This window comes from Candidatus Roseilinea sp. NK_OTU-006 (assembly GCF_012931985.1).
Classification (GTDB): Bacteria; Chloroflexota; Anaerolineae; order J036; family Brachytrichaceae; genus JAAFGM01.
The window spans coordinates 101,795-114,991 of the sequence record NZ_JAAFGM010000001.1 but is presented as its reverse complement, the minus strand read 5'-3'; the positions used below and the strand labels follow the sequence as shown (position 1 = coordinate 114,991).

Sequence of the window (13,197 nt, the reverse complement as noted above, 5' to 3'; positions counted from 1 at the left end):
AGTGGAGAGTCGGCTATCTGACTTCTGACTTTCTGACTTCTGCTATCTGAGCCATGACTCAACGCATCGTGATTGACCCGGTCACTCGGATCGAGGGCCACGCCAAGATTTCGATCTACCTCGACGACGCAGGCGAGGTGAGCGACGCGCGCTTCCACGTCGTGGAGTTTCGCGGCTTCGAGAAGTTCTGCGAAGGCCGGCCGCTGGGCGAAATGGCCGGCATCACGGCGCGCGTGTGCGGCATCTGCCCCGTCAGCCACCTGTTGGCCAGCGCCAAGACCGGCGACGACATCTTCGCCGTGAGCATTCCCCCAGCGGCGGAGAAGCTGCGCCGGCTGATGAACCTGGGCCAAATCGTGCAATCGCACGCGCTGAGCTTCTTCCACCTGAGCTCACCCGACCTGCTGCTCGGTTACGACAGCGACCCGGCCCAGCGCAACGTGTTCGGCTTGATCGCGCGCTACCCCGACCTGGCGCGCGGCGGCATTCGGTTGCGCCAGTTTGGCCAAGAAGTGATCGAGTTGCTGGGCGGGCGCAAGATCCATCCGGCTTGGGCCGTGCCCGGCGGCGTGCGCGAACCGCTGACGCCGGCGAACCGCGACTATTTGCGCGGCCGGCTGCCGGAAGCCCTCGACACGGTGAAGCGCGCGCTCGCCTTCTTCAAACGCTACGCCGATGAGCACTCTGACGAAGTGGCACACTTCGGCAACTTCCCTACCCTATTCATGGGCTTGGTGAGCAAGGACGGCGGCCGGTGGGAGCATTACGATGGTTGGCTGCGCATCACCGACAGCGACGGGAACGTGTTGGTGGATGGGTTCGACCCACGCCACTACGCCCAAATCCTGGGCGAAGCGGTTGAGCCATGGTCCTACCTCAAATCGCCGTATTACAAACCGCTGGGCTATCCCGACGGCGCGTATCGCGTCGGGCCGCTGGCGCGGCTGAACATCTGCTCCGGCATGGGGACGCCACAGGCCGACGCCGAACTGGCCGAGTTCCGGCAGCGTGGCAACGCGCACGGTGTGGTCACATCGTCGTTCATGTATCACTACGCGCGCCTCGTCGAGATCCTGGCTGCACTCGAGCGCATCGCGCTGCTGCTCGACGATCCAGACCTCCTCTCGCCCCGCGTGCGAGCCAGCGGCGGCATCAACAAGCTGCACGGCGTCGGCGTCAGCGAAGCGCCGCGCGGCACGTTGTTCCACGACTACGAAGTGGACGAGCACGGCATGATCCGTCGCGTGAACTTAATCATCGCCACCGGCCAGAACAACATCGCCATGAATCGCACGGTCAAGCAGATTGCGCAGCACTGGATCCACGGCGCAGCCGCCGGCATTCCGGAGGGACTGCTGAATCGGGTCGAGGCCGGCATTCGCGCGTTCGACCCGTGCCTGAGCTGCTCCACCCATGCCATCGGCCAGATGCCGATGATCGTGACGTTGATCGGCAGCGACGGTACGGTGCTTGCCGAGGTCAAGCGTGAGTAAAGGGGTCGCCACCGACTTTCTGATCATCGGCTACGGCAACACGTTGCGGCAAGATGACGGCGCCGGCCCGCGCGTCGCCGAAATCGTGGCCTCTTGGCATCTGCCCAACGTGCGTGCCATTTCAATGCACCAGTTGACACCAGAGCTTGCCGATGCGTTGGCGAGCGCCGAAGTGGTGATCTTCGTAGACGCACGACGCGCCGACCCGCACGTCCAACCGCCTGCCGACGTAACCTTCACCGCGATCGGCGCAGCAGAAGATGGCACAAGGGCCGCCGATACACACACGAGCGACCCACGCAGGCTGCTGGCGTTGACCCAACAACTCTACGGGCGCTGCCCACAGGCTTGGTTAGTCTCAGTGCCCGGCGTGGACTTCGACTTCGGCGAGTCGCTCTCCGAACGCGCGCGCCAGGGCGTCGAAGTTGCGCTGCGCCGCATCCGGCTGCTCTTCACCAGTCGGTGAAGCAAGATCATCGCTCACTCAGCTTGAGGGTCTACACTGGGCGCTATGACCACCATCACGTCATCGGCTCAACTCACAGCGCTGCCCGGGCGCCGAAGCCCGCTCATCTTCGACGCCGCGTGGGACATCCGGCGCAAAGGCTTTTTGCAATTTCTACACGACGAATGGCGCCGACATGGCGACTTGTTTCAAATCCAGATCGGCCCGCGCAAGATGACCTTGGCCATCCATCCCGATCACGTGCATCACATCAGCATTGTTCGACGCGACATCTACGACAAGCGCGAAAGCTACGACATCGTGCGCGAGCTGCTGCTGGGGAACGGGGTGCTGACGGCCACCGGCGCCGCCTGGCGCAGACAGCGCCAACTGATGTCGCCCTTCTTTACGCCGCGCGGCGTAGAACAGTTCCTGGCGATCATCATTCGCGACGCACAACAATTCATCGCGCGCTGGCAAGGCAAGGTGGGATCCGTCGTCGAGATGCTCGACGAGATGATGTTCGTGACAGCCTCGATCATCCTGCGCAGCCTGTTCACCACTGAATCGGACGAGACGCTGCTGGAGCTGAAGAACGACGTTGAAACGATGATCCAGTTCACGGCGACCCGTCAGATCAGGCCGCTGAGGCTGCCGGTCTGGCTGAAGATCGGCGAGAACAAGCGTTACAGCCACGCGCGCCGGCGCGTGCATGCGTATATCCAAGATGTGATCGCGCAGCGTCGCGCCATGCCGGTCGAACGCTGGCCGAACGATTTGCTGAGCAAGCTGATGCTAGCGCGCGACGAGGAGACCGGCGAAGCGGCATCCGATGCGTTGCTGCGCGACGAGACGATCACCCTTTTCTTTGCTGGCCACGAAACAACCGCGCGCACGCTGACCTTTGCCTGGTATGCGTTAGCCAAGCAACCAGAAGTCGCCCGCCGACTGCGCGACGAAATTGACACGGTGCTGGGCGATCGCGAGCCGACAGTCGAGGATCTCAAGCGCATGCCTTACACCTTGCAGGTCATCAAGGAAACGATGCGGTTGTATCCGGCCGCACCGCTCTATGCGCGTGACATGACCCAGGACGACGTGATTGACGGGAAGCGCATCGCCGCCGGCTCCACCGTCATCCTTGCCCCTTTTCTCACACATCGCCATCCTCACTTCTGGGATGAGCCGGAACGATTCGATCCAGAGCGCTGGACGCCAGAGCGCGAAGCGTCGCAACACCCATACGCCTATCATCCTTTCGCGGCCGGACAACGCATCTGCCTGGGGAACAACTTCTCGCTATTCGAGTCGCATATCCTGCTAGCGATGCTGGCGCGACAATTTACGCCCGAATTGGCCAACCCGCGACACAATCCGCAGCTTGACATGGCCGGCACGCTAATCTCGCGAAATGGCATGCCGATGCGCATCGCTCGACGACGGTGAGCCTGCCACAGCGCCCCAACCAGCATCGCGGCGGCTGACCTCGCGCAGGGCTGCGCTTAGCGGGTCACCGGCAGCGCAGCCACCTCCAAAGTGACGCACAAGCCCACGTGATCCGACGGATACAGGGTTGGATCGGAGGACGCGGGCGTGTTTAACACCACCTCGCAAGAGCGCACATGGAAGTTATCGTCCACAAAGATGTAGTCAAGCGTGCCGCGCCAAGGCTCGGGCTGGCGATGAGCGATCAGATTGCCGACCAGGCTCAACCCTTTGCGCGCGGCATGAAACCGATACACCAGCGGCGTCGGACAGGTGTACTCCGGCTCTCGTCCATGCGCGACTTCATACGCCGACGAAAACGATTCTTTCATCATGCGGATCGTGCGCATCTCGGGAGTAGCGTTGAAGTCGCCGCAGACGACCACCGGATAGCTCGCCGCAGCCAACCGCAACCAATTGAGCACCCGCTGCACCTGGCGCGTGCGCTTGATGTGGTCGTAGACGTGAAACATGAAATGGCCGTTGACGATCACAATCGGCCGATCCCCTACGCGCAAGCGCACGGCTTGCGCAACGCGCGACTGCGCAACCAGGCTGAGCGTATGGCACCCCTCGACCGGCAGTCGGCTGAGCATGGCAACGGCTTCGCGCTTGGCCAACGCGCCGGTCTTGGGCGAGGTATGCACGGTGTATCCGCCGAGCTGATCCGCCAGCCACTCCGCGTTGTTGTGCGGCAGGCTCACCTCCTGTAGCGCGATCACATCGGGCTGTAGCTCGGCCAACTCACGGACGATCAACTTACGCCGATCGTGCCAACGCGACGGTTTGTTGAGCAAGTTGAAGGTGACCAGCTTAAACATCACGCTCACCTAATGAGGTCCTGGGGCTCCGCCGGCCGGTGTCACTTTTGCGGCCAAATCGCGATTGAACGGCGGGGCGCGCACGATCAGCTTGCCATCCGACACAGCGACATCCGACGCCGACAGCAGCGCGCCGGAGACTGTGTCGAACCACTGCACGCGATGCCGGCCGGCGCCCAACGCTTCCAGCTCCAACGTGACTGCATCGAGGCGGCGCGGCACGAAGCGAAAGGTGTGTTCTTTAGCCTGGCCGGTTGCAATCTGAACACCGTATTGATACGCGCCCTCGTCCATGTTGTAGGCGCGGTTGCGCAGCCAGACCAGGACGCGATCCGGCGCGCGCAATCCCAGCGCGATGGCGTCTTGCTCCGGCGTCACGACAATCGCCGTCGGCGCGTAGCGCGCCAGGTCCTCGCCGCGCAGGAAGGCCGAGAGGCCCCGGTAATGCGACCATAGGCCGGCCGGCTCCACCAGCGTATCCCACCACCAATACATGGCCGTACTGGCAAAGCCGTTGAAGGGCGCCGCCCACAGGCCATTGTGGAACTGGACGCCCTCGCGCGTCAGCGCATTTGGCTGCTCCAAGGTGAAGGTGGCGGCGAATTCGCCGATCACAACCGGCTTATGGGCCACCTCCTTCATGTGCTGGAAGAAGGCGCGCCCGCCCCCCACGGGGCTGAACCAGCGCGCATCCTCGCCGATATATTCGTGGCGTTGCACCACGTCAATCTCCGGCATGTTCCAGATGTGAGGATCGCCCGGAACAGAGTAACTCGTGGTGACCAGGTGGCGATAGGGGTCATGCGCGCGCAACTCGGCCGTCATTTCCTCGATCCAGCGTCGGAGCAGTTCGGTCTCCACCATCTCGGTGAAATCCACCTCGTTCCACCACTCCCACGCCAGCAGATGCGTGGAATAGGCCCAGCGCGCGGCGATATAACGCAACCGTCGCTTGAACAACGCGCGCGCCGCCGGATCGGTCGCAAAGTCGCGCGGCCGAGCGCACGGCCCGCCGTTCGCGGCGTTGTAAGGATTCTCGCGCCACAGCGGATACACGTTCAGGCTAAACTGACTGTAGTCCAGCAGGGTGAGCTGGATATAGATGCCGCGCGCCTCGGCCATCTCAAAAACCTGATCCAGGGAGTGGGCGCGATCCATACGCGCGGTGTAATCGCCCAGCGGCGTGTCGCGCCACTCCAGGCTGAACGACTGCGGCGCCATCCAGATGCGCGCCGTGTTTGCGCCGTTCGCCCGCAACGCATCGAACCAACGCCGGTAGTCGGCGATTGGGTCATCCTTCCACCACGCCAAGTTGAGGCCGATGGCGAAGAATGGTGTGCCGTCATCGAAGGCCAAATAGCGCGGGTTGCGCCGATCTACACGCAGGAAGCCATGGGAACCAGGCAACGGCGGGGATACCTGAAAGGCTACCGGCTCACCTGCGAAGGCGAACGGCTTGCGGAGCAACGGCTGCGCGCGCCACTCGCCTTCTGCCGTCGGCGAGAAGCGCGCCCGCCATCCTTGCTGCCGCTCATGGCTGTAAAAGTAGGCCGGCACTTCCACCACATCGCCCTGGGGCGACGTGAAGCGCACATCGATTTCAATTTGATTCGGATCAAAGGGATTATCGGCCCGGATCGGGGTAACAAGATCGAACTCGAGTTTGCGCCACTTGGGAATGCGGCGACTGGACACGCGCCGAATGCACAGCGTAGCGCAGTCAGCGTCGGTCTCGAAGGGTTCGAGGGTGAACGCCGGCGCCGGCGTCGGCGGCACCGGCGGCAGCGCGGTCGCACAACCGGCCAACCACACGGCGCACGCCAGCGCCGCAGCCCGATAATTCATGCAACCGCCATTTTAGCCAGTCGTACAGGCGCATCCGTGAAGGGATGGCCACCACCGAATCCACTGCTCCCCGAAGTGCGCGCTCACCGCATTCGCCGATAGATGAACTCCTCAGACGGATAAGCCGGCCCAGCGGCGACGTGTGATGCAGCCGCCGCATCCACCATCCAGAATAACTTGCCGCGGGTCGGCGCGATAAGCTGCGCAGGCAGCGCCTGCGGCTGGTATTCGCCCAGCAGCACGCGCCGCAGCGTCCCTGCCTTGCTCGCCCCGCTCACCATGAAGCACACCACGTCCGCAGCATTGATCAACGGTGGAGTGAACGTGATGCGCGCCGGGACGTTCGCCTGGGGCACGACCTGCGACGCGACTAGCCGCGACCGTTCCGCCAGCGCCGGCGTGTGGGGGAAGAGCGAGGCCGTATGACCGTCATCCCCCATGCCCAGCAGGATCAGGTCAAAGGTTGGCCACGAAGGATCAGCAACGCCAGCGATCCTCGACCGGATCTCGGCCTCGTATTGCTCAGCCGCGCCCGCCAAGCCAAGTTCGGTCTGCACGCGATGCACGTTCTCCGGCGGAATGGGCACATGAGCGATCAGCGCATCGTATGCCAGATTGTAGTTGCTGTCTGGGTGATCATGCGGCACCGCGCGTTCGTCGCTCCACCACAGATGCACGCGCTGCCAATCGAGCTGGTCTGCGTAGGGTGGGCCGGATAGGCGACGATATAGCGCCTTCGGCGTGCTGCCGCCGCTCAGGGCGAGATGGAAGGCGCTGCGTCGCTCAATCGCTTTGCGCCCCCAGAAGACCACCGCCTTAGCCGCTAGTTCGGCCATCGCCTCCGGCGTCGGCTCGACCTGCAGATAGTAGGTGCCATCGTCGTTCATGACGATGACGAAGGGCGCGCCGGACATCACAGAACGTGCCACTTGCGCCCGTCGGCGGCGAGGAAATCGTCAGCCTCCTTTGGCCCCCACGATCCCGAGCGATATAGCTCGATGAACGAGCCGCCGCCTGCCTCCCAGCGCTCAATCACCGGCGTGATGAGCGCCCACGACGCCTCAACCTCATCGCTGCGGGTGAACAAGGTCGAATCGCCCAGCATCGCATCGAGGATCAAGCGCTCGTAGGCCTCTGGCGCCGCAGTCTTGAATGTGCTGCCGTAGTTGAAGTCCATCACCACCGTCTGGATGTTGTCGCCGCTGCCGGGCACCTTCGCGCCAAACCGGAGCGAAATGCCCTCATGCGGTTGGATGTTCATGACCAGCAGGTTAGGCTCGATGGCGCGGGCGATGGTCTCTTTGAAAAGCAGCAGAGGCGGCATCTTGAATTGGATGACGATCTCGGTCAGGCGCTTAGCCATGCGTTTACCGCTGCGGACATAGAAGGGGACGCCGGCCCAGCGCCAGTTGTCCACAAACAGCTTCATCGCCAGATAGGTCTCGGTGGTGGAATCGGGCGCCACACCCTCTTCTTGCGTATAGCCAGGCACAAGCTGACCGTCTATCTTGCCGGGGCCGTACTGTCCGCGCACCGTGCCATCGCCGCGCGAGGTATCCACGCGCAGCGCCTTGAGCACTTTCACCTTTTCGTTGCGCACGGCGTCGGCGCTGAACTCCGCCGGCGGCTCCATCGCCGTCAACGCCAGAAGCTGTAGCAGATGATTCTGAACAATATCGCGGATGACCCCGGCCTTTTCGTAATACGAGCCGCGATTGCCGATGCCGATGCTTTCGGCTACTGTGATCTGCACGTTATCAACGTAGCGCCGATCCCAGATCGGCTCGAAGATGCCGTTGGCGAAGCGGAAGACGAAGATATTCTGAACCGTCTCTTTGCCCAGGTAGTGGTCAATGCGATAAACCTGCTCCTCGCGAAAGAAACGATGCACGTGCGCGTTTAGCTCACGCGCTGATTGCAGGTCGTGGCCGAACGGCTTCTCGATGATGATGCGCGACCAATGGCGATCGCTGCCGGCGGCGCCGGTGCACAGCACGCTACCGACGTTCTCGATAATGATGGGATACACCTCCGGCGGCGTCGCGAGGTAGAACAGACGATTCGCGCCGCTGCCGTGCGCTCGCTCAATCGCTTCCAGCCGCTTACACAGCACTTCGTAATCGGCCGCTGCACCGTAGTCGCCCTGCTGATAGTGCAGACTACGGGCGAATTTCTGCCAAATCGCCTCGTTGATCGGCTTTGAGCGGGCGAACTCCTCACAGGCGACGCGCATCTCTTCGCGGAATGATTCGTTGGTCTTCGCCTTGCGCGCGAAGCCGATCATGGCGAATTCGTCGGGCAGCAACCCATCGCACATCAGGCTGTAGAGCGCCGGGATGAGCTTGCGCTGCGTCAAGTCCCCCGAGGCGCCAAAGATAACCAGGATGCACGGTTCGGGTCTCTTGGAAAGACTCATAGTGAAGAGTCAGGAGTCAGGAGTCAGGGGTCAGGGGTCAGATTTCAGCGATCAGATATCAGAAGTCTGACTTCTGACGATCTGACTTCTGACGATCTGACCTCCGACCCGCTGATCAATTCGTTTTGATCGCATGGCCGCCGAAGCCTTTGCGCATCACAGCGGTGATCTTTGCGGCGAAGGATTCTTCCTGGCGAGAGGCGAAACGCTGGAAGAGCGAGAGTGTGATCACCGGGGCCGGCACGTCCTCGTCAATGGCCGCCTGAACCGTCCAGCGGCCCTCGCCGGAATCTTCCACATACCCCCGCACCCGCTCCAGCTTGGGGTCATCTTTGAGCGCTTCGGCCAGCAAATCGAGCAACCAGGATCGCACCACGCTGCCTTTGCGCCACACTTCGGCAACCTGGTCCAACTTGAGGTTGAACTCGCTCTTCTCCATGATCTCAAAGCCTTCGGCAAAGGCTTGCATCATGCCGTATTCGACGCCGTTGTGCACCATCTTGACGAAGTGTCCGGCACCGGCTGCGCCGCAATGCAGGTAGTGCTTGCCATCCGGCGCGAGCGATTTGAAGGCCGGCTCCAGTTGCTTGAACACCGCCTCGTCGCCGCCGATCATCAAGCAATAGCCATTCTGCAACCCCCAAATGCCACCGCTCGTACCCTGATCCATGAAGTGCACGCCTTTGGCTTTGCACTCGACGTAATGCCGCTTGGAATCTCGCCAGTTGGAATTGCCGCCGTCCACAATCGTATCGCCGGGTTCCAGCAGATCGAGCAATCGTTGAATCATCGCGTCGGTCGTCGGGCCGGCCGGGATCATGATCCAGATCGCGCGCGGCGGCGTGAGCGCCGCCACCAGCTCTTCGACCGTGTATACCCCGCGCAGGCCTTCGGCCTTCAATTCGTCCACCGGTTTGGGGCTGCGATTGCACACGATGACGTCGTGCCCATCACGATGCCATCGTCGCGCCATATTCGCACCCATCCGCCCCAATCCAAACAATCCAATCTGCATGATGTCTTTGTCTCCGTTTAGTCAAGCGTCTATGTGAAGTTGATGTCATACGAGGCGCCTGGCCGATCCGACTTCGCGTTTCTCCACCGAGGATCGTGCCGCGGCAGCGTGCGCCTCATCGGGTTTCACCTTCGTGGTTCGCTTCGTTCGGGCGCGTCGCGGCACTGCCTCGGACGCCTTAGCGGACGCAACCGACCGGCGCGAACCGCCACTCACCACCTTGATCACTTTCCCCAACGCGGCTTCCCAATCGGCGCCCAAATGCAGCCGCAAGACGCGCCGCTGGTGAGCCTTGAGCGATTCGAAGTCGCCCAGCGCCTGCGCGCGAATCAACGTGCCGAACGAGAACGGCTCTCCCGCAATCAGCACATCCTCCTTGGGATCGTAGGTCAATTGCAGCGCCACAACGTTGTTCGCCCCCCCTTTATGCAACTGCCCGGTGCTGTGCAAGAAGCGCGGCCCATAGCCCACGGTGACCGGCACGCCGGTTTTTTCGCGGATCAGGTGGCGCAGCCGCGTGAGTTGCTGGGCCACCGAGTCGGAATACGGCAAATAGGCGTGGATGGCAATATAGTCGCCAGGCTTGGCTTGGCGTAGGAATTTGTTGAGCTGCCCATTGGCAGAGCGGCTGGTCCACTCATTGCTGAATGCGCCGCTTTGCTCAAACTCGTCGAGCAGGCGTTTGGTGTTGACTTTGCTCTCGGTGACGTTCGGTTCGTCGAAGGGGTTTACACCGATCACCACGCCGGCGATCGCAGTAGCAAATTCCCAGCGGAAGAACTCGGCGCCCAGGTCATAGGCGTCGCTCAGCGTCAGGGTGAGCACCGGCAAGCCGGCCTTCACCAGGTTGGCGACGAAGCGATCGTAGGTCGCATCGCCGGACAGCCGCATATACACGAAGAAGCGATCAGGGCTGAGCGCGGCGACGCCGGATTTATCATGCGCCGTATCGCGCAGCGCCACCGGCGCGCCATCCGCGCTCAGGTCACCCACTACCGGCACAATGCCGCGCTCCTGCTTGCCCAGGCTTTCGGCAATCAGTTGCTCGACCCAGTCGCCGAACGCTTCGATCTGCGGGGAGAGGATGAACGTGACCTTGTCGCGTCCATTCAAGGCCAACCCACCCATGAGGGCGCCGAGATACAGGCCGGGATTCGTCGCGCTATCGGGCTTGCACCAATGCGCCATCTGAGCCGCGCGTGCGAGCAATTTGGCGATGTCCAACCCCTGCAAAGCCGCCGGCACCAATCCAAAATAAGAGAGCGCCGAGTAACGCCCGCCGATGTCCGCCGGATTGATGAACACCCTGCCGAACCCTTCCTCGACAGCGAGGCGCTGCAGCGACGTGCCTTCGTCGGTGATGGCGACGAAGTGCTGGCCGGCTGTTTCGCCCACCGTCTCGTCCACCTTCGCGCGGAAGTATTTGTAGAACGCGTTCACTTCCAATGTGCTGCCCGACTTGCTGGCCACGATGAACAGCGTCTTCCTGAGATCGAGCCGGCGTTCCAGGCTCAGCACCGTCGTAGGGTCGGTGGTATCCAGCACGTGCATCCGCAGGCCGGCCACGCCTTCGGCAGGGGTGAAAGTTGCGCGCATGACATCGGGCGCCAGCGAGCTGCCCCCCATGCCCAACACCACGGCATCGGTCACGCCCATGCTCCGCACATGCTCGCGGAAGGCGTGTAGTTCGTCCACGCGCGGCTTCATCGTCTCGATCACCGAGAGCCAACCCAGGCGGTTGCTGATGACCCTGATTTGCTCTGGGGCCGTCGTCCACAACGACGCCTCGCGCTGCCACAGGCGCGCGGCCGCCTTCATCTTCACCAGTTCCTCGACGTAGACCAGCGCCGACGACACGCCGGATGCTTCGCCGCGCGCTACGACGGCCGCGCGTTTGTCCTCGATGCCTTTGAGCAGCGACTCAAAGGCGTCGGCGAACAACCTCACGCCATCGTCCTGCAGTTTCTGCCACACGTGCTGCATCGAGATACCGACCGCCTCGAGTGCTTCGAGCGTGCGTCGGGCATCGGCCATCCCCTCGCGCAAGGTCGGCGCGACTACGCCGTGGTCGCGGAAGGCCTTCAGCGTCGCCGGCGGCAGTGTGTTCACCGTGTGCTCGCCGATGAGCGCCTCAACGTAGTACGTGTCCTTGTAGGCCGGGTTCTTCGTGCTGGTGCTCGCCCACAGGATGCGCTGCACACGTGCGCCGCGGTCGGCCAGCGCTTTGAACGCCGGCTCGGAGAAGATGCGCTCGAAGATCTCGTAGGCCAGCTTGGCGTTGGCGATGGCCGCTTTGCCCTTCAAGGCTTGTAGCCGTTCGCGCTGCGCCGTGTCGTGCTCCGGCAGCGCAGCGATCTTCTCATCGAGCAGCCTGTCCACCAGCGTATCCACCCGGCTGACGAAGAACGAGGCAACCGAAGCGACGTCGAGCGACTGACCCTTCATCGCGCGCTCTTGCAAGCCGGCCAAGTAGGCGCGCGCTACGGCCTCGTAGCCGTCGAGCGAGAAGATCAGCGTCACGTTGATGTTGATGCCGTCGGCGATCAGCGTCTGGATGGCCGGGATGCCCGCCGGCGTGGCCGGCACCTTGACCATCAGGTTTTTGCGCCCTACGAGCTTGAACAGGCGCCGCGCCTCGCTCACCGTGCCCTCGTAGTCGTGCGCCAGCAGCGGCGACACTTCCAGGCTGACGTAACCGTCCAGACCGTTGGTCTGCTCATAGATCGGCTCGAGCAAGTCCGCCGCCGATTGGATGTCGGCGATGGCGAGCGCCTCGTAGATCGCGTTTGCGTCGGCGCCGCGTTGCGCCAGGGCGATGATGTCGTCGTCGTAGTCGGCGCTGCCGGTGATGGCCTTCTCGAAGATGGCCGGGTTCGAGGTCAGGCCAAGGACGCCGTAATCGTCAATGAGCGACTGCATTTCACCCGAGGTGATAATGCTGCGCTGAATGTTATCGTACCAGAAGCTCTGGCCATACGTTCGCACATCGAAGTTGGGATTCCCATTATGACTGTTCATAGCTCATCAGAGAAGCTCTAAGCGCGCCAGGCGAAGCGCGCGCCCGCGCAAGTCACGCGCAAGCCTCACGCTCCATTTGCTCGACCTTCTTCAGACGCGCAACGTAGCGCTCGATGCCGTTGAAGCGCGCGCCTAAAAAGGCGCGTACCACTTCCGCCGCCAGCTCCACGCCGATGACGCGTGCGCCGAGCACAATCACGTTCATGTCGTCGTGTTCCACGCCCTGGCGCGCGGAGTAGGTGTCGTGGCACACACAGGCGCGAATCCCGCGCATCTTGTTCGCAGCGATGCACACGCCAACGCCGCTGCCGCAGATGAGCACCCCGCGTTCGGCCAGACCGCGCTGAAGCGCCTCGCCCACGGCGCGCGCAAAGTCGGGATAATCCGATCGGTCTGCATTGAATGCGCCCAGGTCCAGCACCTCGTGGCCGTCTTGTTTGAGAAGCTCGACAAGCGAGGTTTTGAGCAGAAAGCCGGCGTGATCGGCTGCTATGGCAACTCGCATCCGCCTCATTATATGCGTTGAGCCGATCTTTATCCAGGTTCGCTTTCGCTGCCTCATGCCGCCTGGCGCTTCCCATGTTGCCGGTCACATACTATAATGGCTCGCAGTTTTACCAGTTTACTTTCCGCAAATCGCCGATGGGCTACAGCACAAG

General features: G+C 62.5%; 10 protein-coding genes. 3 read left to right on the top strand and 7 right to left on the bottom strand.

Features of this window, described 5'->3' with window-relative positions; genetic code table 11:
* Positions 1 to 53 precede the first annotated feature (53 nt).
* Genes GXH28_RS00505 through GXH28_RS00495 form a run of 3 tightly spaced genes read left to right on the top strand, consistent with a single transcriptional unit; the run spans position 54 to position 3,384 of the window.
* The gene (locus GXH28_RS00505) at positions 54 to 1,493 is read left to right on the top strand and encodes a Ni/Fe hydrogenase subunit alpha (RefSeq protein ID WP_169237042.1); all 1,440 of its coding nucleotides are present in this window, start codon (positions 54 to 56) and stop codon (positions 1,491 to 1,493) included.
* Entirely contained in the window at positions 1,486 to 1,959 is a 474-nt protein-coding gene (locus GXH28_RS00500; RefSeq protein WP_169237041.1) for a hydrogenase maturation protease, read from the top strand. Before GXH28_RS00505 ends, GXH28_RS00500 begins: the two co-directional genes overlap by 8 nt.
* A 45-nt stretch (positions 1,960 to 2,004) precedes the next feature.
* Complete coding sequence (locus GXH28_RS00495; RefSeq protein ID WP_169237040.1) at positions 2,005 to 3,384, top strand: cytochrome P450; 1,380 nt, start codon at positions 2,005 to 2,007, stop codon at positions 3,382 to 3,384.
* Positions 3,385 to 3,440: 56 nt separating this feature from the next.
* Here the strand turns inward: GXH28_RS00495 and GXH28_RS00490 are convergent, their stop codons facing one another.
* The 7 genes from GXH28_RS00490 to rpiB all read right to left on the bottom strand — a co-directional run bounded on the left by GXH28_RS00490 (position 3,441) and on the right by rpiB (position 13,043).
* Positions 3,441 to 4,244 (bottom strand): endonuclease/exonuclease/phosphatase family protein, encoded by an 804-nt coding sequence (locus GXH28_RS00490; RefSeq protein WP_169237039.1) that lies wholly within the window; start codon positions 4,242 to 4,244, stop codon positions 3,441 to 3,443.
* Between the two features lie 9 nt (positions 4,245 to 4,253).
* Complete coding sequence (locus tag GXH28_RS00485; RefSeq protein ID WP_169237038.1) at positions 4,254 to 6,089, bottom strand: DUF5060 domain-containing protein; 1,836 nt, start codon at positions 6,087 to 6,089, stop codon at positions 4,254 to 4,256.
* 83 nt (positions 6,090 to 6,172) lie between these two features.
* Complete coding sequence (gene pgl / locus GXH28_RS00480; RefSeq protein WP_169237037.1) at positions 6,173 to 7,018, bottom strand: 6-phosphogluconolactonase; 846 nt, start codon at positions 7,016 to 7,018, stop codon at positions 6,173 to 6,175.
* Entirely contained in the window at positions 7,003 to 8,505 is a 1,503-nt protein-coding gene (gene zwf, locus GXH28_RS00475; RefSeq protein WP_169237036.1) for a glucose-6-phosphate dehydrogenase, read from the bottom strand. Before zwf ends, pgl begins: the two co-directional genes overlap by 16 nt.
* Before the next feature lie 115 nt (positions 8,506 to 8,620).
* Positions 8,621 to 9,520: a phosphogluconate dehydrogenase (NAD(+)-dependent, decarboxylating) gene (gnd, locus tag GXH28_RS00470; protein ID WP_169237035.1), complete on the bottom strand. Its 900-nt coding sequence runs from the start codon at positions 9,518 to 9,520 to the stop codon at positions 8,621 to 8,623.
* 45 nt (positions 9,521 to 9,565) lie between these two features.
* Positions 9,566 to 12,538, bottom strand: coding sequence for a bifunctional transaldolase/phosoglucose isomerase (locus tag GXH28_RS00465; RefSeq protein WP_169237034.1), 2,973 nt, complete (start codon positions 12,536 to 12,538; stop codon positions 9,566 to 9,568).
* Positions 12,539 to 12,590: 52 nt separating this feature from the next.
* Positions 12,591 to 13,043 carry a ribose 5-phosphate isomerase B gene (gene rpiB / locus GXH28_RS00460; protein ID WP_169237033.1) on the bottom strand — a complete coding sequence of 151 codons (453 nt, stop codon included), beginning with the start codon at positions 13,041 to 13,043 and terminating at the stop codon, positions 12,591 to 12,593.
* Positions 13,044 to 13,197 lie beyond the last annotated feature (154 nt).